Consider the following 22,092-nt stretch of genomic DNA (forward strand, 5'->3'; position numbering starts at 1 on the left):
GTTCTTTCCACCACCATGCCATGCCGTGGTGAGCAACGGGTTAAGGCGGACGGCGCTTTCCATTCGCCCCGCGCATCACTATGCTATGCACGGGTCGCTCGCCGCGAAGGTGCGTGAACGGCCCAATTCCGCCTTATCCGACGGGTTTTCCGGACCATCCGGCCGACTCGCTCACCTGAGGCCGATAGCGCCGCGTGCGCACCGGTCTTGGAGCAAACGATAACAACCATGGGCCTGACGCCTTCCGTCTCCCCGCAGCCTGACGACGCAGCCGGCGCAAATCGCGCCCGCGTCCGCTTGGCCTTGGGATCGACGCGGGCCATGCCCCTCACACCATACCGGCGAGCCGCTCGCGCCTTCCTGATCGAAGGCCGAGGTCCGGCGCGCCCTGGAGATACCCTTAATGTCGAAGACAATGCTGATCGATGCGGCGCACGCGGAAGAAACGCGCGTCGCCATCGTGGATGGCCGCCAGGTCGAGGAATTTGATTTTGAATCCAAGGCGCGGCGACAGCTGCGCGGCAACATCTATCTGGCCAAGGTCACCCGCGTAGAGCCCAGCCTGCAGGCGGCCTTCGTGGAATACGGCGGCAATCGCCACGGCTTCCTGGCCTTCAACGAAATCCACCCGGACTACTACCAGATCCCGGTCGCCGACCGCGAAGCCATCATGGCCGAGACGGACGATGACGGCGACGAGCAGCTCGAGCGTGAAAGCGCCGATGACGAGTCCGAAGGCGGTCCGGCCGAGGAAGAACGCCTGAAGCGTCGCCTGATGCGGCGCTACAAGATCCAGGACGTCATCAAGCGCCGTCAGATCCTGCTGGTGCAGGTGGTCAAGGACGAGCGCGGGGCCAAGGGCGCGGCCCTGACCACGTGGCTGTCGCTGGCCGGCCGCTACTGCGTGTTGATGCCCAACACCGGCAAGGGCGGCGGCATTTCGCGCAAGATCACCCAGGCCACAGACCGCAAGCGCCTGAAGGCGGCGGCGGCGGCGCTGGAAGTGCCAAAGGGCATGGGCCTGATCATCCGCACGGCCGGCGCCAAGCGCACCAAGGCCGAGATCAAGCGCGACTACGAATATCTGCTGCGCCTGTGGGAGACGATCCGCGAGACGACGCTGAACTCCAATGCGCCCTCGCTGATCTATGAGGAAGAGAACCTTGTCCGGCGCGCCGTGCGCGACATGTTCGACAAGGATTTCGACGGCATCCAGGTCGAGGGCGAGGAAGGCTGGCGCGAGGCGCGGGACTTCATGCGCGTGCTGATGCCGTCGCAGGCCAAGAAGGTGCACCTGTACAAGGGCTCCAAGCCGCTGTTCGCGGCCCAGGGCATCGAGGACATCCTGCACCAGATCCACCAGCCGGTGGTGCCGCTGAAGTCCGGCGGCTATCTGGTGATCAACCAGACCGAGGCCCTGGTGGCCATCGACGTCAACTCGGGGCGCGCCACCAAGGAGCGCAACGTCGAGCAGACGGCCTACAAGACCAACATGGAAGCGGCCGTGGAGGCCGCGCGCCAGCTGCGCCTGCGCGACCTGGCCGGGCTGGTGGTCATCGACTTCATCGACATGGATGAGGCCAAGAACAACCGGTCGGTCGAGAAGGTCCTCAAGGACGCCCTGTCCACGGACCGGGCCCGCGTCCAGATGGGCAAGATCTCGATCTTCGGCCTGATGGAGATCAGCCGCCAGCGTCGCCGCATCGGCGTGCTGGAAGGCGCCACCGAGGTTTGCCCGCACTGTCAGGGCGCCGGGCGCATCCGGTCGGTGGAATCCGCCGCCCTGATGGCCCTGCGACTGGTGGACATCGAGGCGGGCAAGGGCGGCGCCGGGTCGGTGAACCTGCGCCTGTGCACGGCGGTGGCCCTGTACGTCCTGAACCACAAGCGCGCCCATCTGAGCCGCCTGGAGGAACAGCGCGGCCTGTTCGTCAACGTGATCGTGGACGACAGCCTGGCCCAGAGCGAACACGTCATCGAGCGCACCGAGACGAACGAGGACTTCGAGCCGCCGTATCAGGACAAGGCCCTGCCCTCGTCCATCGACGACATCGATGATCTCGCCGTCGAGGATGACGACGATGAGGACGAGTACGAAGACGACGATTCCGAAGAGACCGAGACCTCGGATCGGGGTGGCGGCGAACGGACCGAAGCCCGCGACGGGACTGACGAGAACGATGGAAACGGCGAAGGCCGCGGCCGTCGCCGGCGTCGTCGCCGCCGTGGCGGACGCGGCGGCGAGGATGACGAGTCCGGCGCCGCCCCGGCCCGCGAGGACGACTCTTTCGAGGCCGCGGGCAATGATGACGAAGGCGGCCGTCGCCGCCGCCGTGGACGCCGTGGCGGTCGCCGCGCGCGTGAAGAGGGCGATCGCGACGCCTACACCTGGGTGCGCGGCCGCACGCCGTCGGTGCAGGACCCCTATGTCTGGTTCAACCCGCTGGACCTGATGGAGGGCGGACGCCCCGAACGCAGCGAGTCGGCCGAACGGCCGGAACGCAGCGAACAGACCGAACGGGCTGAAAAGCCCGCGCAGCCCCGCCGCAGCCGCCATGAAGCCGCCAAGGCGCGTGCGGCGTCGGAAGGCATGACGCCCAGCGAAGCCAAGCCGTACGTGGAGCCGGACACCGTTCCCGCTCCGATCGAGGCCGCTGTCGAAGCGCCCAAGCGTCGACGCGTTCGCCGCAAGCCCGCCGCCGATGTGGCGGGCGAGGCGCCGGAGACCGCAGCCGCCGAACCGGTCGTGGTGGTGAATGAGGCCCCCGCCGAATCGCCCCGGCCCGAGCCCGAGCCCATCCAGGCGCAGGCTGAGCCCGAACCGGAACAGGCGCCGGAACCGGCCGTGGCCCCGGCCGCGCCGGAGCCCCGCCCTGAACCCGCAGCGAAACCCGACGTGGCGGCGATCATCGAGGCGGATGACGCCCAGATTTCCGCCCCGCCCGCCAAACCCAAGCGCGGGTGGTGGCGCCGCTGAGGCGGGGACGCTAGATTGATGCGGGGGCGCGGGGGCTGAAGTCGAGGAGTTCGAACATGGCCTTGCCTCGTCGTCTCGTTTCGGGCGTCGCCGCAGCTGCGGTCCTGGCGACAGGACTGTTCACGGCGGAGACCGCTTCCGCCCAGTCCATCATCCGTGACACCGAGGTCGAGGCCATCATCCGTGAATGGTCCGACCCGGTGCTGGACGCCATGGGACTGGAGCCGGATGACGTCACCATCCTGCTGATCAACGACCCGACCCTGAACGCCTTCGCCACGCGCGGGCAGATCATGGGCTTCCACACAGGCCTGATCCTGGAGACCGACAACCCGGGCCAGCTTCTGGGCGTGATCGCCCACGAGGCCGGGCACATCAAAAACCGCCACACCCTGCGGGACGGGGCGTCCGACGCAGGCATGCAGCCTTTCCTGGTGTCCATGGCCCTGGGCGCCCTGGCCATCGCGGCGGGCGCGCCGGACGCGGGCGCGGCGCTGCTGGGCAGCTCGGGCTATTTCGGCACCATCGGCGCGCTGCAGTACATGCAGAGCCAGGAGGGCGAGGCCGACCTGACCGGCGCCCAGGCGCTGGACCGCGCGGGCCTGTCGGCGCGGGGCCTGGTGGAGTTCTTCGAGGAATTCCGGGCGCAGGAAGTGTTTTCCGACGCCCGCCGCTATCCCTATTTCCGCAGCCACCCGCTGTCGTCGCGACGGATCGAGAACTTGCGTCGACCGGTCGAGAACCTGCCCAACCATGACGCCGTCGAGCCGGAGCACTGGGCCGGTCAGCACGCCCTGATGCTGGCCAAGATCGATGCGTTCCTGAATCCGCCCGCCCAGACCTTCCGCACCTATCGCGAAAGCGACACCTCCCTGCCCGCCCGCTATGCCCGGGCCATCGCCTGGTATCGCCAGGGCGAAACCCAGCGGGCGGTGGACGCCGTGGACGTCCTGATCGCGGAGGACCCGGAAAATCCCTACTACTGGGAGCTCAAGGGTCAGATCCTGTTCGAGGCGGGCTCTCCCGCCGACGCCGTGCCGGCCCATGCCCGCGCGGTGGAGTTGATGCCGCAGGACGCGCCCCTCCTGCGCATCAATCTGGCGCACGCCCTGATCGAGACCCATGACGAGACGGTGCTGGAGCGCGCGATCACCGAGCTGCGCCGCGCCACGATCGATGAACCGAACAATCCCATGGCCTGGCGGCTGATGTCTCAGGCCTATGCGACGCTGGGCCTGGAGGGCGAGGCGCGCCTGGCCTCGGCCGAGTTCCACTTCTCCGTGGGCCAGCAGCGTCAGGCGACGCAGTTCGCCCTGCGGGCCCGCGACATGCTCGATCCCGGATCGGTCGAGTGGCGGCGGGCGGTGGACATCGTGCTGGCCTCCGGCGCCACGCCCGAGGACCTGGAAGACCTGGATCGTCGCCAGGGCGAACGGCCGCGGTCCCTTTATGAAGACGTGACGGCGCGACGCCTGTCGCACACGCCCGCGCATCAGCACTGAGCCCCCAGGAGATTTCATGACCGACGACGCCGACCGCCCGGCCGAGCTCCCTTCCGGCCGCTCTGGCTGGACCCGCGATCCCCGCCTCGGGCTGGCCGCCCTGGGCGTGTCCGTGGTCGCGCTGGGCGTCTCGGCCCTGCCGTGGATCACCGGCGGGGACTTTGACGGACGGGTGCGCGCCTATCTGCTCAGCCATCCCGAGGTGCTGGAGGAAATGCTGCAGGCGCGGCAGATCCAGCAGCAGGCGGCCGGAACCGAGGCGATCAACGCGGCCATATCCGCCGACCCCTCCCTGATCGCCCCGGATCCGCGAGACCCCGCCGTGGGCCCCGCGCCGGAGCAGGCGGCGGCCACGGTGATCGAGTTCTTCGATTACCGCTGTCCGGGCTGCAAGTCGGTGGCGCCGGGCATGCTGGCGCTGATCCAGGCCAACCCGGATGTGCGCTTCGTCTTCAAGGAATGGCCGATCCTGGACCGGGGCGACGACGCCACCTCCAATTACGCCGCCCGCGCCGCCCTGGCCGCCCACGCCCAGGGCCGGTATCTGGAGGTCCATCAGGCCCTGATGGCCGAACCGGCGCTGGACGTGGCGGCGGTGGATCAGATCCTGCAGGAAGCCGGCGTGGATATGAACGCCGCGCGCGCCTTCATCACGTCCGAGGCGGCCGAGCGCCATGTAGGCGACATTCACGACGCGGCGCGCCAGATGAACCTTCAGGGCACCCCGACCTTCATCGTCAACGGACGCGCCACCGACGGGATCGACCCGCAGGTGGTGGCTCAGGCCATCGCGGCGGCGCGCGGCGGCTGAACGCAGGCGCAGGCCGAAAAAGCAAAAGGCCCGTGAAGCGATTCACGGGCCTTTCGTCTGGTCATATGCTGGCGGTCAGTGCGCGACGCCGCGCCAGATGCGGCGGTAGCTGGCGTAGGTCAGGCCCGCGAACAGCAGCAGATAGATCATCACCGCCAGACCGGTGCGCTTGCGCTCCACCGCGCGAGGGTCGGACGCCCAGGCGATGAAGGCCGAGACATCGCGCGACATCTGGTCGACGGTCGCCTCGGTGCCGTCGTCATAGGTCACCTGACCGGCCCGCAGCGGGTTCGGCATGGCGATGAAGCCGCCGTAAGGCACATGGTCCGGATCGCCGTCCCAGAAGGGCGTCATGTCACCAGCCATATACGGATTGTAGTATTGGCCCGAGGCGATGCGCAGACCCTCGGGGGCCTCCTCATAGCCGGACAACAGCGAGTAGATGTAGTTGGCGCCGTCGTGACGGGCCTTGGCCATGACCGACAGGTCGGGCGGGAAGGCGCCGCCGTTGGCCGCGGCCGCGGCCGTGGCGTTCGGATACGGGTTCGGGAAGCTGTCGGCCGGCGTGCCCGGACGCAGCACCGCCTCGCCGGTTTCGGAATCGATGTCAGCGATCTCGAACTCGGCGGCCAGGGCGCGGACGAAGCGGTTGTTGTTGGGGTTGCTTTCGTGCGGATCCCAGAACGGCCCGCCTTCTTCGGCCAGGTTGCGGAAGGACAGCAGGTCCATGCCGTGACAGGCGGCGCAGACCTCGCGATAGACCTTGTAGCCCCGCTGCAGCTGACCCTGATCGAAGGTGCCGAAGGGCCCTTCGAAGCTGAAGTTGCCGGAGCGCGGATGCTTGGCCTCACCCGCGGCAAGCGCGGGGGAAGCGGCGGTCAGGCCCAGGGCGGCGACGGCGGCGACGAAGGCGGCCTTCACGGCCATGCGGGGGGCTTTGGCGACAGGACGCGTCATCGCGCTCAACCCTTCTTCTCGATGGCGGCCTCGGGGGCCAGGACGGGTTCGGAAATGGAGCTCGGGACCGGAAGCGGCTTCTCCTTCAGCGCCACGAACGGCATGACCAGGAAGAAAGCGAAGTAGTAGAGGGTCGCGAAACGCCCCAGCCACAGGAAGCTGTTCAGGTCGCCGTCATAGACGGTGAAGGTGGAGAAGTTGCCGATCACATGGGCGTCCGGCAGCTCGGCGCCGCACCAGCCCAGGATGAAGCCGTTCACCACGAACAGGACGAACAGCACCTTCATGATCGGGCGATAGCGCATGGAGCGGATGCGCGACCGGTCCAGCCAAGGCAGGACGAACAGGATGCCGATGGAGCCAAACATGGCCACCACGCCGCCGAACTTGTCGGGGATGGCGCGCAGGATCGCGTAGAACGGCAGCAGGTACCATTCCGGCACGATGTGCGCCGGCGTCACCAGCGGGTTGGCCGGAATGAAGTTGTCGGCGTGGCCCAGGGCGTTCGGGTTGAAGAACACGAAGTAGGAGAACAGCAGCAGGAACAGGATCACCGCGAAGCCGTCCTTGACCGTGTAGTACGGGTGGAAAGGCAGGGTGTCCTTAGCCTGGCGCTCCTTGGGGATCAGGATCCCCACCGGGTTGTTCTGACCGGCGTGGTGCAGGGCCCACAGGTGCAGCACCACGCAGCCGGCGATCAGGAACGGCAGCAGATAGTGCAGCGAGAAGAAGCGGTTGAGGGTCGCGTTGTCGATGGCCGGACCGCCCTGCAGCCAAGTCAGGATCGGACCGCCCACCACCGGGATCGAGCCGATCAGGTTGGTGATCACCACCGCGCCGTGGAACGACATCTGGCCCCAGGGCAGGACGTAGCCCAGGAAGGCGGTGCCGATCAGCAGGAAGAAGATCAGGCAGCCGACGATCCAGATCATCTCTCGCGGCGCCTTGTACGAGCCGTAGTACAGGCCGCGCAGCATGTGGATGTAGGCCGCGATGAAGAACATCGAGGCGCCGTTGGCGTGGACATAGCGGATCAACCAGCCCCCGTTCACGTCGCGCATGATGCGCTCGACCGATTCAAAGGCCATTTCTGTGTTGGGCACATAGTGCATGGCCAGCAGGATGCCGGTCACGATCTGGATGCCCAGGCACAGCATCAGGATGCCGCCGAAGGTCCACCAGTAGTTGAGGTTCCTGGGGGTCGGCAGACTCATGTAGTCCGCGCCGAATCGAATGATCGGCAGACGGCTGTCCATCCACCGCTCGAAAGCGGTCTTGGGGACGTAGGTGGATTCGTGGTCGCTCATGATCTCTCTTACGTCCGCGCTCAGCCGATCCGGATCCGGGTGTCGTTCAGATACTCATAGGTCGGGACCACCAGATTGGCGGGCGCCGGACCCCGGCGGATACGCCCCGAGGTGTCATAGTGCGACCCGTGGCACGGGCAGAACCAGCCGCCGAAGTCACCGGTGCCGAAGGTCGGCACGCAACCCAGGTGCGTGCAGGAGCCCACCAGCACCAGATACTGCTCGTGACCCTCGATGACGCGCTCGGCGTCGGTCTGGGGATCCGGCAGGGCGGCGGAGTCCTCGGCGCGGGCGCGTTCGATCTCGGCCGGGGTGCGGTAGCGCACAAACACCGGCTTGCCCTGCCACTTGATGACCACCTGCTGACCTTCCTGAACCTTGGTCAGGTCGAACTCGATAGACGCCAGGGCCAGGGTGTCGGCCGCAGGGTTCATGGAATTGATCAGGGGCCAGACGGCCGCCACGCCGGCGCCGGCCGCAGCGGCCCCCGCGGCGATGTGAATGAAATCACGACGGTTCGGGTCTTGCCCCTCACCCTCAGGATGCACGACCGATTCGGCCAATGTCTCACCTCTGCAGAACCCAGCGCCGATCCGGAACGGACCGTCGATGTGGTGCGTAAACCCTGCGGGGCCGTCCAGTCCATGCCTCGGCCCTGTTTTGCGGCGGTTCGCCGCAAGTCACTGACGCTTCTGTGCGAAGCGTTCGCAATTAAGGCCGCGACAAGGCCCCGCCCCGCGCGTATGAGGGCCTTAGAATGCGTCTCGCCCTTTTTCAACCTGACATTCCCCAGAACGTGGGCGCCTGCATCCGATTGTCGGCCTGTTTCGGGGTTCCGCTCGATGTGATCCGGCCCACCGGCTTCACCCTGGACGACCGCGCCATGAAGCGTGCGGCGCTGGATTACGGCCCCCTGTCTCACATGACGGTGCATGACGACTGGCACGCCTATGGCGGCGCCGGACAGCCGGGGCGGCTGATTCTGTTCACGACGAAGGCGGCCCGGGTCATGACCGACTTCACTTTTCGTCCGGACGATCGCCTGCTGTTCGGGCGGGAAACCGCCGGGGCGCCCGATTTCGTGCATGCGGCAGCGGACGCGCGGCTGTTCATTCCGATTCGGCCCGAGGCCCGCTCCCTGAATCTGGCCACCTCGGCGGCGATCGCCCTGTTCGAGGGGCTGAGACAGACGGGCGGATTGCCGGCAAGCTGACGCGCGCCGGATTACAAGCCGAAGCGCTGTTCGAACCGGCCCAGCGCGGCGGCGGGCAATTTGATGACCAGATGGACGCGGCCGTCGGCGTCAGTGTCGCGGAAGGTGACGCGGCCGTGCTCGTACAGCCAGGCCAGGGCCTCGCCCTGACCGGGGTCCAGGGTCAGGCGGGTTTCCGGTTCGTCGTCCACCAGGGCGGCGATGGCCTCGCGCAGCGTCTCGATCCCCTCCCCCGTCCAGGCGGACACGGCGACGGCCTTGCCCTCCTGAAGCTGGCGCGCGGCTTGGCCCAGCACGGCCTCGCGGTCCTCGTCGGACAGCAGGTCGATCTTGTTCCAGACCTCCAGAACCCGGCGGGTGCGGCCCTCGGGCACGGGGATCTGTTCGAGCACTTGCTCCACGTCGCGGCGCTGGGCCTCGGTGTCGGTGCTGGCGATGTCGCGCACGTGCAGGATCAGGTCGGCCTCGCCCACCTCTTCCAGCGTGGCGCGGAAGGCGGCCACCAGTTCGTGCGGCAGGTCGGAAATGAAGCCCACCGTATCGGCGATGATGGCGGGGCGGCCCTGCGGCAGGCGGATGGTGCGCTGGGTGGTGTCCAGGGTGGCGAACAGCAGGTCCTTGGCCAGGACCTCCGAGCCGGTCAGCCGGTTGAACAGGGTCGACTTGCCCGCATTGGTGTAGCCCACCAGCGCCACGGCGGGGAACGGCACGCGCTTTCTGGCCTTGCGGTGCAGGGCGCGGGTGCGGCGCACGTCCTCCAGCTCAGCCTTCAGCTTGTCGATGCGGTCGGCGATCATGCGCCGGTCCAGCTCGATTTGGGTTTCGCCAGGGCCGCCGGTGGAGCCTGTGCCGCCGCGCTGGCGCTCCAGGTGGGTCCAGGTGCGCACCAGCCGCGAACGCTCATAGTCCAGACGGGCCAGTTCCACCTGCAGCCGCCCCTCGGCGGTGCGGGCGCGACGGCCGAAGATTTCGAGGATCAGGCCGGAGCGGTCGATGACCTTGACCTCCCACGCCTTCTCCAGATTGCGCTGCTGCACCGGGGTCAGGGCGTCGTCGATGACCACCACATCGGCCTCGGCGGCACGGATCAGGGCGGCGATCTCGTCCACCTTGCCCATGCCGAACAAGGTAGCGGGCACGGTGCGGCGCAGGCGGGCCACCTCGGCGGCGCGCACGTCCAGATCGAGGGCGGCGGACAGGCCGACGGCCTCTTCCAGCCGTTCCTCGGCCAGGCGTGCGGAAGTCCCGCGGCCGTCGGGGTGAATGACGATCGCGCGCTGGACCTCGGGGGCGTGGTCAATGAATTTGGAGGTCAATCAGTCCTCATCCGCCTCGGGCTCGTACAGTTGCACGGGCGCGGAAGGCATGATGGTCGAGATAGCGTGCTTGTAGACCAGCTGGGACTGGCCGTCGCGACGCAGAAGCACACAGAAGTTGTCGAACCAGGTGACGATGCCCTGCAGTTTCACGCCGTTCACCAGGAAGATCGTCAGCGGGGTTTTGGTCTTGCGAACGCTGTTGAGGAAGGTGTCCTGAAGGTTCTGTCTCTTGTCTTGCGACATGGCCAGGTTTGTCCTGTTCTTCGTTGTTGATCGACCGACGCCGGGGAGGACGCCGGAGACGGCGGATACGCCGTGGACTGACCCTAGCCCGCACTCGGGCGCGACGGCAACGATCTAGATGGCTTCGTCGCGGGTCTTGTCCAGATAGAGATCGCGCAGCCGTTTCGCCAGTGGGCCGGGCTTGCCGTCGCCGATCTTCGCCCCGTCGATGCCCACCACCGGCAGGACGAAGGCCGAGGCGGAGGTGACGAAGGCTCGCGCGCCTGTTTGGCGTCCTCGACGCTGAAGGGGCGTTCGTCGACGGTCAGGCCCTCTTCCTTGACGATCTCCATCAGGGTCTGGCGCGTGATGCCGCGCAGGATGTTGGCCTGGATGTCGCGGGTTCGCAGCGCGCCGTCCTTGTCCACGATCCAGGCGTTGTTGGAGGTGCCCTCGGTGATCAGGCCCATCTCGTCAACCAGCCAGGCGTCGCCGGCCCCGGCGTCCAGCGCCGCCTGTTTCGCCAGCACGTTGGGCAGCAGGCCCACCGTCTTGATGTCGCAGCGGCCCCAGCGGTTGTCCGGCTGGGTCAGGACGGTGATGCCCTTGGCGGCCTTGGCCTCCAGAGCGTCGAAATTCATGGACTTGGCCGTGACCACGACGCTGGGCGGGGTGCCGGGCGGAGGGAACGGGTGGTCGCGGCGAGCCGTGCCGCGGGTGACCTGCAGATAGACGATGCCGTCGCGCACCCGGTTGCGCCGCACCGTCTCGCGCAGCACCCGGGTCAGGGCCTCGCGGCTCATGGGCGGATCGATGCGCAGTTCGCCGAGACTGCGGAACAGACGGGTCATGTGGCCCTCGAAATCGGCCAGCCGGCCGTCGGCCACGGACCAGACCTCATAGACCCCGTCGGCGAACTGGAAACCCCGGTCCTCCACATGGACCACCGCCTGGCCGTGTGGGCGATAAACTCCGTTGACGTAAGCGACCCTCGACATCAGTCCCCGTTTCCTTCCACGTCCTCGACGCCGCCGCGCACGGGCGCCACGCCCAGCGACTTCAGCTTCCTGTGCAGCGCCGACCGCTCCATGCCGATGAAGGTGGCCGTGCGCGAGATGTTGCCGCCGAAGCGCATGATCTGGGCGGTCAGATATTCCCGCTCGAACACCTCCCGCGCCTCCCGCAGAGGCAGGGCGATGACCCGCTCGGCGCCCAGGGCGCCGGCCGCACCGGTGTTGACAACCTCCTGCGGCAGCATGTCGGCGGTGATGGGCTCCGACGCATCGCCGGTGGCCAGGATCAGCAGGCGCTCCACATTGTTGCGCAGCTGGCGGACATTGCCGGGCCAGTCGTGGACCTGCAGCACCGCCAGGGCGTCATCACTGAGCCTGCGTCGGGACAGGCCCTGGGACTCGCACAGGGTGTCGACGAAATAGTCGACCAGTTCGCCGATGTCCTCGCGCCGCTCGGACAGGGGCGGGACGCGGATGGGCACCACGTTCAGGCGGTGGAACAGATCTTCGCGGAAGCGCCCCTCGGCGATCTCATGACGCAGATCGCGTGAGGTGGAGGTGATGACCCGCACATCCACCTGGACGTCGGTGTCGCCGCCCACGCGGCGGAAACGCTGCTCGACCAGAACCCGCAGGATGCGGCTCTGGCTCTCGCGGGGCATGTCGCCCACCTCGTCCAGATAGAGGGTGCCGTTGTGGGCCCGCTCGAACACGCCGATCTTGGAGGGGCGTCCTCCCGCCCCTTCCTCGCCGAAGAGCTCCACGTCCAGGCGTTCGGGCGTCATGCCGGCCGCCGAGATGGCGACGAATTCGGAGCGGGCGCGGGGGCTGCCGTCGTGAATCTGGCGGGCCACCAGCTCCTTGCCCGACCCGGGCGGGCCGGCGACCAGAACACGGCTGTTGGCCGGGGCCACCTTGGAGATGGTGGAGCGCAGCTGCTGGGCCGCGTTGGACGACCCGATCAGGCCCTTGGGCACGAAGGCCCGGGCGCGCAGGCGACGGTTCTCGCGTTTGAGGGTCGAGGCTTCCAGCGCCCGCTCGACCACCAGCACCAGCCGGTCGGACTTGAAGGGCTTCTCCAGGAAGTCATAGGCGCCGCGCTTGAGCGCGCTGACAGCGGTCTCGATGTTGCCGTGGCCCGAGATCATGACCACCGGCAGATCGGCGTCCAGCTCCATGACCAGGTCGAGCAGCTCCAGCCCGTCCATGCCGCCGCCCTGCATCCAGATGTCCAGAACCAGCAACGAGGGCTTCCTGCCCTTGATGGCGGCCAGGGCTTCTTCAGAGTTGGACGCGGTGCGCACCGCGTGGCCCTCATCCTCGAGCAGGCCGGAAACCAGATCGCGGATGTCGGCCTCGTCATCGACGACCAGGACGTCGGCGCCGCCAGGTGTGACTCGCATGTCGCCTCTCTATCGTTGCGACGCCGGGGGGGCGTCCGATGGGGTTGAGTTCTGAAGGGGGAAGATCATGCAGAAGCGCGCGCCCTTCAGGTCCTGCGCGTCCGCCAGCTTCAGTTCGCCGCCGTGGTCCTCACAGATGCGCTTGACGATGGCCAGGCCCAGGCCAGTGCCCTTCTCGCGAGTGGTGACGTAGGGCTCGGTCAGACGGTCGCGATCCTTTTCCGGCAGGCCGACGCCGTCATCCTCGATGATGAAAGTGGCGCGGCCGTCCTCGACCTCCAGCACGGCCGACACGCCGCCGTCTGCCTTGCGGCCCTGGGCGCGGGCGGCGGCCACGGCCTCCCCGGCGTTCTTGAGCAGATTGGCCAGGGCCTGGCCGACCATGCGGCCGTCGCAGCTGATGACGGCGTCAGACAGCGGCTCGGTCATGTGAACGGCCACCTCGGGATCGGCCACGCGCTGGGCGAACACGGCCTGACGCAGCAGCTCCGCGGGGTCCTCTGGCGCGAAACGGGGCGCGGGCATACGGGCGAAGGACGAGAACTCGTCCACCATGCGGCCGATGTCGCCCACCTGCCGGATGATGGTCTCGGTGCAGCGATCGAAGGTCTCGACATCGTCGGCCACCTGGGACCGGTACTTGCGGCGCAGACGCTCGGCCGAGAGCTGGATCGGCGTCAGGGGATTCTTGATCTCGTGGGCGATGCGGCGGGCCACGTCCTTCCAGGCGGCGTTGCGCTGGGCCGTGACCAGTCGGGTGATGTCGTCGAAGGTCAGCACCATCTCGCCGCCCAGCCCGCCCTCGACCCGCACCCGCAGGCGCAGGGTCTCGCCGTCGCGGGTGACGTCGATCTCTTCGTCCACGCGGGCCTCGCCGCGCGCGACCAGATCACCCAATTCGGGCGCGACCTTGGCCAGAGGTTTGCCCAGAACCTTCGGCTCCTGAATCGACAGAAGCTGGGTGGCGCTTTCGTTGATGGCCGAGATGCGGCCCTTCTTGTCCAGGCCGATGACGCCGGCGCTGACGCCGGACAGCACGGTTTCGATGAACAGGCTGCGGGCCTGGGCGTCTTCACTGGCGGCGCGCAGGGCCTCCTGCTGCATCTGCAGGTCGCTGGTCATGCGGTTGAAGGCGCGCGAGAGGACCGCGATCTCCTCCGGGTCGGCGCTGGAATCCACCCGCGCCGTCAGGTCGCCCTCGGCCACCCGGTCCGCCGCCTGGACGAGACGGGCCACCGGACGGGCGATGGCGTTGGCCGCTGACAGGCCGAGCCACACCGCGCCCACCAGCACCAGCAACGCCGTCTCCACATAGCTCAGGGCGAACGCGGCCTGGATGCGGGCCCGGCTTTCCTCGGCCTCGCGGTAGGCCTCGATGGAGTCCTGGCTGGTGTTCATCTGGGCGATCAGACCGGGCGCCAGGGGCCGCACCACATAGAGATAGGCGTCGCCGTACTCCGGCAGCGGATACAGGATGCGGATGACGTCGGGATTCTGGGTCGCCTCAACCGCCGCGTCCTGGCCCGCCGCCGCCACTGCGATGGCGGTGCTCGGCGGAGCCAGATAGGGCGGCGCGCTCGCCGTTTCGCCGCGGGCCAGCACCTCGCCCTCACCGTTCAGGATATAGATGGCCGGGTAGCCGAAGAACTCGGCCATCTGGGTCAGGGCGTTGGAGAACTGGATGCGGTTGGGGAACACCTGCCGCACCGGCCCGCCCAGTTCGTTCGACATGGTCGAGAGGTCGCGCTCCATGTCCGTCTGCACGTCCAGCACATAGGCCCGGCCGATGGAGGCTCCGTTCTCGACGGCGGCGCGCACATTATTGCTGAACCACTGGTCCACGCCCCGGTTGACCAGCACGCCGAGGCCACCGCGATCAGGATGGCCGGCGCCACGGCCACCAGCGAGAACAGGGTGACGAAGCGCAGGTGCAGACGTGCGCCGGCGTCACGCACCCGCTCGCGCGCCAGATCAAGCACTCGCAGGCCCACCACCAGAGCCAGGAAGGCGATCAGGACCAGATTGGCCAGAAGGATGACCAGCACCGCCTGGCTGGCCGCCGCCTGGGCGCCGCCCCGGCCGGAATCCACGCCCGGCGCGGCCGCCACCAGCCACACGCCCGCCCCCGTCACGAGAGCCGCGACCGCGTACGCCACCCAGAACAAGGCCCGCCCACGGTTCTGAAGCGTCCAGCCCCACAAGGCGTGCAGCCGCCCGGAGGCCGGTTCGGCCTGGGGCAGATCAAGGCCGCTGTCGGTGGGCGCGCGGTCAGTCATTGTTCAAGATTAGGCTGCGCTGTGGCCTGAAATCAACACAAATGTTGCTGAATTACGCCACTAGACGAACGTCAGGCCGCGACCACAGGTCGGCGAGGGCCGTCTCCACCGCTTCCGGCGTCTCCAGGCGACACAGGCGGGCCTTGGCGTGACGACGCTCCAGCGGACAGCCGGGCCACGGCGCCTGCTCCACGTACCAGCCCAGATGCTTGCGGAACATCTTCAAGCCCAGGCCCTCGCCATAGAAGGCCAGGGTCTGGCGGAAATGATCGAGCACAATGGCCAGGCGCAGCGCCGCGTCCGGCTCGGCAGTCGCCGGATCGCCGTTCAGGGCCGCGTCCAGATGGGCCGCCAGCCAGGGGCGTCCATAGACCCCGCGCCCCAGCATAAGGGCGTCGGCGCTGGACGCCGCCAGCGCCGCGCGGGCGTCGTCAGGGGTCAGTATGTCGCCGTTGACGATGACCGGGATGGAGACCGCCGCCTTGACCTCGCCCACAGCGCTCCAGTCCGCCTGGCCGGTGTAGAACTGCTTGCGGGTGCGGCCGTGGACGGTGACCGCCTGAACCCCGAGGGCCTCGGCCCGGCGGGCCAGCTCGGGCGCGTTGCGGCTGGCGTCGTCCCAGCCCAGGCGCATCTTGACGGTGACGGGGCGCGTGGTGGCCTTCACCACCGCCTGGATGATGTCGCAGGCAGATCCAGATCGCGCATCAGGGCCGAGCCGGAGGCCACGCCCGTGACCTCCTTGGCCGGACAGCCATAGTTCAGGTCGATGATGTCGGCCCCCGCGCGCTCGGCCATGGCGGCGCCCTCGGCCATGCGGCCCGGGTCGCGGCCCACCAGCTGGATGACCGTCAGGGGCAGGCCCTCGCCCACCGCGGCGCGGCGCACCACGTCGGGCCGGGCCCGGGCCAGCTCGGCGGCGGCGACCATCTCGGTGGCCACATAGGGCGCGCCCAGCGCGGAGGCCACGCGCCGGAACGGCAGGTCCGTGATGCCGGTCATGGGCGCGGTCAGCACCCGGCCGGGCACGGTGACGTCGCCGATCTGAAGCTTGCCGTTCATGGCGGTGATCTAGAGGCTAAGGCCCGCGCGGTCCATCAGGGCGCGGAAATCCGCCGGAAGCGGCGCCTCGACCGTGAGAGTTTCACCCTCGGGATGGGGGAAAGTCAGCCTGGAGGCATGCAGCATCAGGCGCGGCGCCGCGCCGCCGGAAAAAGTCAGGGCCCCGCCATAGCGGGCGTCGCCCACCAGGGGCCGCCCGATGTGCGCCATGTGCACACGCAGCTGATGCATGCGCCCGGTCATGGGCTCCAGCTCGATCAGGGCGCCCTGATCGTTGGCGGACAGGGTGCGGTAGCGGGTTCGCGACGGCTGGGCGCCGGGCGTGCCCTCCTCCACCACGCGCATGTGGCTCTCGCGGCCGACCTCCTGACGCAGCAGATGGGCGTCGATCTCGCCGCCGCGCGGGTCCGGCTCGGATTCGATCAGGGCCAGATAGGTCTTGCGGAACCGCTTGGCCTGCAGCGCCTTGCCGAGAAAGGCCGTCGCCGGCTTGGTCTTGCCCGCCAGAATCACGCCGGAGGTGTCGCGGTCCAGCCGGTGCACCAGATCGGGCCGCTTGCCGTTCGACCGGGCGAAGGCCCACAGCAAATCGTCCAGCGTATGCGCCTGAATGCGCCCGCCCTGGCTGGACAGGCCCGAAGGCTTGTCGAAGGCGATGACGTGCGCGTCCTCGTGGATGATCCACGAGCGGACGGCGGCGATGTCCTGATCGGACAGGGTGACGGGCGGCTGGAAACTCACGCCCGCGACTTAGGCCATTCCCGGCCGCCCGTCAGCCCTCAGCGCAGAACGCCCTTCTTGCCCATGGTCCAGGCGTACCAGGCCAGCAGGGCGGCGATCACGACGATGACCCAAGACATGTAGCTCATCATCGCCATCTCGGGCGGCAGCGGCGGCGGGTTGATGAACTGGCCGTAGATCAGGCTGATGACCGCGCCCAGCAGGGACAGGCCGAAGGCCGGAACCGCCAGTCTGTTGCGCAGCAGGAGCAGGATAGAGCCGATCACCGCGCCCCAGACGCCCAGAATCCAGGGCCCCCACATCCACGTCGGCATGGCCAGATAGTAGTCGATCATGGCCTGCGAGAAGCCCATCTCGCGCATGTAGGCCTCGCCGCGCGTGGTGGTCATCACGAAGTCAAAGGCGCCGTAGCCGTTCCAGAGCAGCGAGACGATCCCCACCACCCACAGGTGCCATGGCGCCTTTGCCGCGGACGAAGCGCCCGTATTGGTATCGGTCATTGTTTCCTCCCCAGGTTGCCGATGGGCGGACGCTACGCCGATTTCCGCGAACGGCAACGGTTATCAAGCGTCACTTTCAGGCTGCCCCCGCGCATGCTCGATCTCGCGGCGCAGGAAGTGGTTCAGGGCGGTGCGCAGGGCGGCGATGGCGGCCAGTTGGCCGATCTCGGTCCAGGTGGGCGCCACGGCGGTCTTGAGGATGTCGGCGGCCAGCAGGAACTCCAGCCCCAGCACCAGCCAGCGACCCAGCCGCAGCCGGATCTCCTCCTTCTTGCTCAAGGCCGGATAGGTGCGGCCCTCCGGATGCAATTCGGCGTTGAAGGCGCCCACGACCCGGACCACCGCCTCGACCACGGCGGCGGCGATGATGATCACCGCCAGCAGTTCAACACCGGTCGCCAGCCACAGGACGACGCTCTTGAGGCTTTCAGGCTCCATCCGGGCCTAACGTGGCCGTAGGGATGGGGTTCAGTCGTCCTGCGGCGTCATCCCCGCCCGCATGGCCGCCCAGCGCTCCAGCCGCTCCCTGACCTTCGCCTCATGCCCCTCGCCCTTGGGCTTGTAGAAGACCCGGCGCTCCATCTCGTCGGGGAAGTAGTTGGCGCCCGAAAAGCCTCAGGCGTGTCCGGGTCGTACTGGTAGCCCTTGCCGTACCCCAGGTCCTTCATGAGCTTCGTGGGCGCATTGCGGATGTGGGCGGGGGGCATGAGGCTGCCCGTTTCGCGGGCGGCCTTTGACGCCGCCTTGTACGCTTCATAGACGCCGACGGACTTGGGTGCGGTGGCCAGATGGACCACCGCCTGTGCCAGGGCCAGTTCGCCTTCGGGCGACCCCAGAAAGTCGTAGGTGTCCTTCGCGGCATTGGCGACGAGGATCGACAGGGGGTCCGCCTCGCCGATGTCCTCCACCGCCATGCGCACGATGCGGCGGGCCAGATAGAGCGGGTCCTCGCCCCCGTTCAGCATCCGCGCCAGCCAGTAGAGGGCGGCATCCGGGTCCGATCCGCGAACCGATTTATGCAATGCAGATATGAGGTTATAGTGCTCTTCTCGACTTTTGTCGTAGGCGGGTGCGCGCTTCTGCAAGGTCCCGGCAAGGGCCTGGACGTCCAGCGGTTCCCCGCCAGCCAGACCGAACAGCACCTCTGACATGGTCAGCAGATAACGGCCGTCCCCATCGGCCAGAGCCAGCAGGGCATGGCGCGCTTCGGGGGTGAGGGGGAGGTCTTTCTCCTCCTGCGCCTCCGCCCGCGTCAACAGTTGACCCAGCGCCTCGTCGTCTAGCCGTTTCAGCACGAACACCTGCGAACGGGACAGCAGCGCGCCGTTCAGTTCGAACGACGGGTTCTCGGTGGTGGCCCCCACGAGGGTGACGATCCCCTCCTCCACGAACGGCAGGAAGCCGTCCTGCTGGGCGCGGTTGAAGCGGTGGATCTCGTCCACGAACAGCAGGGTGGACTGACCGGCGGCGCGGCGGCCGCGCGCGGTCTCGAACGCCTTCTTCAGGTCCGCCACGCCGGAAAACACGGCGCTGATCTGCTGGAACTGATAGCCCGCCGCCTGGGCCAGCAGGCGGGCGATGGTGGTCTTGCCCGTGCCCGGCGGACCCCAGAGGATCATGGAGCCCAGGCGTCCGGCCTCGATCATGCGGCGGATCGGACCGCCCTCGCCCAGCAGATGGTCCTGACCCACCACCTCTTCCAGCGAACGCGGACGCAGGCGGTCGGCCAGGGGCGCGTCGGGAGGGTGAACGCCTGAGGCTTCGAACAGATCGGTCATGTTGGACAGATAGGCGCTGGCCGCCTCCCCGTCATCCGGTCATGCGCCGAAGCGGCCGCTGATGCGCTGACCCCGCCGTTCGATGGTGACTTCCCAGCGCGCGGAAGCGGCCAGCGCCTGTTGCAGTTCGGCGACCGAGCCGATCTCGCGGCCGTTGATCTCGCGCACGATGTCGCCCGGACGGAAGCCCGCGCGGGCGGCGTAACCCCGGCCCGACAGACGGGTGACGATCACCCCCTCCCCGGCCGCGAAGGCGTCGCCGCCGATGCGGTCGGCCAGGGCCGGCGAATAGGCGGCCACGGTGGCGCCGGCCATCAGACCCCGCTCGATGAGCACCTGATCGGGGTCGCGGTCCCCGGGAAGCGGCTGGACGGTGGCGTTCACGACCTGGCTGCCTCCATCCCGCAGGACGGCGATCTGCGCCCGCTCGCCGGGGCGGCGCGAGCCGACGCGGAAGTTTAGGCCCGAGGCGTCGTTGATCTCGACGCCGTCCACGGCGGTGATGACGTCGCCCTCTCGGATGCCCGCCCGGTCGCCGGGTCCGCCCGGATACAGGGAGGTGACCAGCACCCCCTGGGGACGGGGCAGGCCCAGGCTGCGGGCGATCTCGGCGGTGACGGGTTCGCTGCGCACGCCCAGCCACGGCCGGATCACCGCCTCGGCGCCGCCCAGGGCGCTCTCCAGCACCTGACGCACGGTCTGGGCGGGTACGGCGAAGCCGACGCCGGCCGAGGTGCCCGAGCGCGAGAAGATGGCGGTGTTGATGCCGATCAGGTCGCCGTCCATGTCCACCAGCGCCCCGCCGGAGTTGCCCGGATTGATGGCCGCGTCGGTCTGAATGAAGGAGGCGGCGTCCGAAATGCCGGTGTTGGTGCGGTTCAGGGCCGAGATGATGCCGTTGGTCACCGTCTGGCCCACGCCGAACGGATTGCCGATGGCCAGCACCAGATCGCCCACCAGATGCTGCTCCTGATCGTCGATGGGCAGAACCGGCAGGCCGCCCTCCACGTCCTGGAGCTGCAGCACGGCGATGTCGGACTGCGGGTCGGCCAGCAGCACCTCGCCGCGGTACTCGCGGCGGTCGGCCAGGGTAACGGTGATCTGCTGGGCGCCCTGGATGACATGGTTGTTGGTCACCACCACCCCGTCGGAGCGCACGATGACGCCGGAGCCGATGGAGGACGCCTGCTGCCGGGAGCGGCCGGTGAACATCTCGAAGAAGGGGTCCGTGCGCCGGCTGGACACCGCCGCGATGTTCACCACCGCCGGGCTCGCAGCCGCGGCCACGGGGGCGAACGAGGTGCGCATGGCGCCGGCGTCGCCCGGGACCACCCGCTCTGTGCTTCCAAAGGTGTTGGGCTCGGGGAAGCCGCCGTCCTGGGCGGCGGTCTCGTCGGCGTTGCCGCAAGCGGCGAGAACCAGAACGGCGGCAAGGGCGGCGGAGGACAGTTTCATGGTCTGGATCAGGGAATTGTTCATGCGGAATGTCACGATGCCAAGCTGACCCCTGATTTGGGACAGGATCAAGGCGGGGCAAGAGCGGGGCCCCGCACGGCCCGCCCCGGTCAGGGCCGGATCAGGGCCGGCGCGACATCCTCAAGCGAACCGTCGCCGTGGGGCGCGGCGATCCCCAGCAGGTGCGCCAGCAAGGGCTGGACGTCCACGGCGTCCATGTCCTGAAGGGTCACGCCCGACCGGATGCCGGGACCGCTGGCGATGAACAGGGCGGCCATCTCCGGCGCCCGGTTATCATAGCCGTGGGCGCCGCCGGGGCCCCGCACGGGCCACGCGCGGGTGGCCACCAGCCAGCCGGTGTCGGGCAGGCACAGGATGGCGGGCACGCGCGGATGGCGGCCATAGGCCAGGCGCGCCGGCAGATCCGTCTTGTTGAAGCATTCCATGTTCGGGTGACGGCGGACCAGGGCGGACTGGACCTCCGCCTCATGGCCCGGCGCGGGGTTGAGGCCGGCGAAGGCGCCCGCGTGGACGACCTGAACGGCTTCCATGTTGATCAGGTCGTCCAGATAGACGGCGCGATCCGGCGAGGTCGCGGCCATGCCGTGGTCGGCGACGATGACCAGAACGGTGCGATCCGCCAGGCCGCGCGCTTCAAGTCCCGCGATCAGCCGGGCGATGGAGGCGTCCACGGAGGCGACGGCCTCGCTCGTCTCGGGAGCGGCGGGGCCGTGATGATGTCCGGCCGTGTCCACGATGTCGAAATACAGGGTGGCGAAGTCGGGCCGCTGGCCGCCCGGCAGATCCAGCCAGGCCAGCACCCGGTCCACCCGCGCATCGCCGGGCAGGGACTGGTCGAAGACGGTCCAGTGGCGGGGGCGCACGCCGTCGATCTCGGCCTCCGAGCCCGGCCAGAACATGGTCCCGGTGGTCAGGCCCGCGCGCTCGGCCGTGACCCAGATGGGCTCACCCTCGTCCCACCAGTCGCCATTGGTGACGGCGGCGGCGTTGCCGAGCGAGAAGCGACCGAGTTCAGCGTCAACCATGGTGTTGTTGACGATGCCATGGCGGTCCGGGTGCAGGCCCGTCACCAGGGTGTAGTGGTTGGGGAAGGTCACGCTGGGGAACGACGGCCGCATGGCGGCGAAGGCGCCGTCCGCGCGCAGGTCGCTGAGGGTGGGCGTCACGCCCCGGTCCAGATAGTCCGGCCGAAACCCGTCGATTCCCACCAGGATCACCAGCGGCCGGGCGCCGGGAGCCCCCTCCTCCGGCGCCATGGTGGCGCAGGCCGACAGGGTCAGGGCGAACAGGATCAGCAACAGGCGGGACATGGGAACTCCGGACTCGGCAATGGCCTCATTGCCTAATCTTAATCCGTGACAGGCGTCTTACGGCTTGCGACGGAGCGGCGCACCCCGCAAGCTCGAGCTCATGAGCGAACCGGTCATCGAGACACGCGGCCTGTCCAAGGCCTACGGGGCGGTGAAGGCCCTGGACGATTTCAGCCTGACGATCCCGCGCGGCGGGGTTTACGGCGTTCTGGGGCCGAACGGGGC

16 protein-coding genes and 5 pseudogenes are annotated in these 22,092 nt (G+C 68.5%); 5 read left to right on the forward strand and 16 right to left on the reverse strand.

Going from position 1 to position 22,092, the window contains the following annotated elements; translation table 11 throughout:
- Positions 1-403: 403 nt before the first annotated feature.
- From MBEBAB_RS06480 to MBEBAB_RS06490, 3 genes are read left to right on the forward strand one after another with little or no spacing between them, the layout of a single operon-like run.
- Positions 404-2,977 carry an Rne/Rng family ribonuclease gene (locus MBEBAB_RS06480; RefSeq protein ID WP_021697145.1) on the forward strand — a complete coding sequence of 858 codons (2,574 nt, stop codon included), beginning with the start codon at positions 404-406 and terminating at the stop codon, positions 2,975-2,977.
- A gap of 56 nt (positions 2,978-3,033) precedes the next feature.
- Positions 3,034-4,479, forward strand: coding sequence for a M48 family metalloprotease (locus MBEBAB_RS06485; protein WP_021697146.1), 1,446 nt, complete (start codon positions 3,034-3,036; stop codon positions 4,477-4,479).
- Positions 4,480-4,495: 16 nt separating this feature from the next.
- Positions 4,496-5,290, forward strand: coding sequence for a DsbA family protein (locus MBEBAB_RS06490; RefSeq protein ID WP_021697147.1), 795 nt, complete (start codon positions 4,496-4,498; stop codon positions 5,288-5,290).
- 75 nt (positions 5,291-5,365) lie between these two features.
- On the opposite strand, the gene MBEBAB_RS06495 is transcribed toward MBEBAB_RS06490, so the two are convergent.
- Genes MBEBAB_RS06495 through petA form a run of 3 tightly spaced genes read right to left on the reverse strand, consistent with a single transcriptional unit; the run spans position 5,366 to position 8,117 of the window.
- Positions 5,366-6,217, reverse strand: a complete 852-nt coding sequence (locus tag MBEBAB_RS06495; RefSeq protein ID WP_045318975.1) for a cytochrome c1 — start codon at positions 6,215-6,217, stop codon at positions 5,366-5,368.
- A gap of 35 nt (positions 6,218-6,252) precedes the next feature.
- Positions 6,253-7,554: a cytochrome b gene (locus MBEBAB_RS06500; protein WP_021697149.1), complete on the reverse strand. Its 1,302-nt coding sequence runs from the start codon at positions 7,552-7,554 to the stop codon at positions 6,253-6,255.
- 20 nt (positions 7,555-7,574) lie between these two features.
- The gene (gene petA / locus MBEBAB_RS06505) at positions 7,575-8,117 is read right to left on the reverse strand and encodes a ubiquinol-cytochrome c reductase iron-sulfur subunit (RefSeq protein ID WP_045318968.1); all 543 of its coding nucleotides are present in this window, start codon (positions 8,115-8,117) and stop codon (positions 7,575-7,577) included.
- 194 nt (positions 8,118-8,311) lie between these two features.
- Here petA and MBEBAB_RS06510 point away from each other — a divergent pair, with 194 nt between their 5' ends.
- Positions 8,312-8,767, forward strand: coding sequence for a tRNA (cytidine(34)-2'-O)-methyltransferase (locus tag MBEBAB_RS06510; protein WP_021697151.1), 456 nt, complete (start codon positions 8,312-8,314; stop codon positions 8,765-8,767).
- An 11-nt stretch (positions 8,768-8,778) separates the two neighbouring features.
- On the opposite strand, the gene hflX is transcribed toward MBEBAB_RS06510, so the two are convergent.
- From hflX to MBEBAB_RS06570, 13 genes and pseudogenes are all read right to left on the reverse strand, one after another.
- A complete protein-coding gene (hflX, locus tag MBEBAB_RS06515) occupies positions 8,779-10,083 on the reverse strand; it encodes a GTPase HflX (protein ID WP_021697152.1) in 1,305 nt (434 codons plus the stop codon).
- The gene (gene hfq, locus MBEBAB_RS06520) at positions 10,084-10,329 is read right to left on the reverse strand and encodes an RNA chaperone Hfq (protein WP_013269198.1); all 246 of its coding nucleotides are present in this window, start codon (positions 10,327-10,329) and stop codon (positions 10,084-10,086) included.
- 114 nt (positions 10,330-10,443) lie between these two features.
- Positions 10,444-11,306: pseudogene (locus tag MBEBAB_RS06525) on the reverse strand (D-amino-acid transaminase).
- Complete coding sequence (gene ntrX, locus MBEBAB_RS06530; RefSeq protein ID WP_021697154.1) at positions 11,306-12,724, reverse strand: nitrogen assimilation response regulator NtrX; 1,419 nt, start codon at positions 12,722-12,724, stop codon at positions 11,306-11,308. The pseudogene MBEBAB_RS06525 and the gene ntrX overlap by 1 nt, the downstream one beginning before the upstream one ends.
- Positions 12,725-12,733: 9 nt before the next feature.
- A complete protein-coding gene (locus MBEBAB_RS17410; RefSeq protein ID WP_277905839.1) occupies positions 12,734-14,542 on the reverse strand; it encodes a sensor histidine kinase in 1,809 nt (602 codons plus the stop codon).
- Between the two features lie 101 nt (positions 14,543-14,643).
- Positions 14,644-15,000: pseudogene (locus MBEBAB_RS18780) on the reverse strand (hypothetical protein); the annotation flags it as partial.
- 52 nt (positions 15,001-15,052) lie between these two features.
- Positions 15,053-16,062: pseudogene (gene dusB, locus MBEBAB_RS06540) on the reverse strand (tRNA dihydrouridine synthase DusB).
- A gap of 9 nt (positions 16,063-16,071) precedes the next feature.
- Positions 16,072-16,803 carry an RluA family pseudouridine synthase gene (locus MBEBAB_RS06545; RefSeq protein ID WP_021697157.1) on the reverse strand — a complete coding sequence of 244 codons (732 nt, stop codon included), beginning with the start codon at positions 16,801-16,803 and terminating at the stop codon, positions 16,072-16,074.
- A 38-nt stretch (positions 16,804-16,841) separates the two neighbouring features.
- Positions 16,842-17,303 carry a hypothetical protein gene (locus tag MBEBAB_RS06550; protein WP_021697158.1) on the reverse strand — a complete coding sequence of 154 codons (462 nt, stop codon included), beginning with the start codon at positions 17,301-17,303 and terminating at the stop codon, positions 16,842-16,844.
- 63 nt (positions 17,304-17,366) lie between these two features.
- Positions 17,367-17,741 carry a DUF1622 domain-containing protein gene (locus MBEBAB_RS06555; RefSeq protein WP_021697159.1) on the reverse strand — a complete coding sequence of 125 codons (375 nt, stop codon included), beginning with the start codon at positions 17,739-17,741 and terminating at the stop codon, positions 17,367-17,369.
- Between the two features lie 30 nt (positions 17,742-17,771).
- A pseudogene (locus MBEBAB_RS06560) lies at positions 17,772-19,081 on the reverse strand (replication-associated recombination protein A).
- A gap of 39 nt (positions 19,082-19,120) precedes the next feature.
- Positions 19,121-20,560, reverse strand: coding sequence for a Do family serine endopeptidase (locus MBEBAB_RS06565; protein ID WP_231378737.1), 1,440 nt, complete (start codon positions 20,558-20,560; stop codon positions 19,121-19,123).
- Positions 20,561-20,646: 86 nt separating this feature from the next.
- On the reverse strand, positions 20,647-21,867 hold the full coding sequence (locus MBEBAB_RS06570) for an alkaline phosphatase family protein (RefSeq protein WP_021697162.1): 1,221 nt from the start codon (positions 21,865-21,867) through the stop codon (positions 20,647-20,649).
- A 100-nt stretch (positions 21,868-21,967) separates the two neighbouring features.
- On the opposite strand from MBEBAB_RS06570, the pseudogene MBEBAB_RS17420 reads away from it, so the two are divergent.
- A pseudogene (locus MBEBAB_RS17420) lies at positions 21,968-22,092 on the forward strand (ABC transporter ATP-binding protein); the annotation flags it as partial.

It is taken from the genome of Brevundimonas abyssalis TAR-001 (assembly GCF_000466985.1).
Taxonomy (GTDB): domain Bacteria; phylum Pseudomonadota; class Alphaproteobacteria; order Caulobacterales; family Caulobacteraceae; genus Brevundimonas; species Brevundimonas abyssalis.

Coding starts and splice junctions, on each gene's coding strand:
- MBEBAB_RS06480 (WP_021697145.1), top strand. CDS start 404: ATGTCGAAGACAATGCTGATCGATGCGGCGCACGCGGAAGAAACGCGC.
- MBEBAB_RS06570 (WP_021697162.1), bottom strand. CDS start 21,867: ATGTCCCGCCTGTTGCTGATCCTGTTCGCCCTGACCCTGTCGGCCTGC.
- MBEBAB_RS06485 (WP_021697146.1), top strand. CDS start 3,034: ATGGCCTTGCCTCGTCGTCTCGTTTCGGGCGTCGCCGCAGCTGCGGTC.
- MBEBAB_RS06565 (WP_231378737.1), bottom strand. CDS start 20,560: ATGAACAATTCCCTGATCCAGACCATGAAACTGTCCTCCGCCGCCCTT.
- MBEBAB_RS06500 (WP_021697149.1), bottom strand. CDS start 7,554: ATGAGCGACCACGAATCCACCTACGTCCCCAAGACCGCTTTCGAGCGG.
- MBEBAB_RS06550 (WP_021697158.1), bottom strand. CDS start 17,303: ATGACCGATACCAATACGGGCGCTTCGTCCGCGGCAAAGGCGCCATGG.
- ntrX (WP_021697154.1), bottom strand. CDS start 12,724: ATGCGAGTCACACCTGGCGGCGCCGACGTCCTGGTCGTCGATGACGAG.
- MBEBAB_RS06495 (WP_045318975.1), bottom strand. CDS start 6,217: ATGGCCGTGAAGGCCGCCTTCGTCGCCGCCGTCGCCGCCCTGGGCCTG.
- MBEBAB_RS06555 (WP_021697159.1), bottom strand. CDS start 17,741: ATGGAGCCTGAAAGCCTCAAGAGCGTCGTCCTGTGGCTGGCGACCGGT.
- MBEBAB_RS06510 (WP_021697151.1), top strand. CDS start 8,312: ATGCGTCTCGCCCTTTTTCAACCTGACATTCCCCAGAACGTGGGCGCC.
- MBEBAB_RS06490 (WP_021697147.1), top strand. CDS start 4,496: ATGACCGACGACGCCGACCGCCCGGCCGAGCTCCCTTCCGGCCGCTCT.
- hfq (WP_013269198.1), bottom strand. CDS start 10,329: ATGTCGCAAGACAAGAGACAGAACCTTCAGGACACCTTCCTCAACAGC.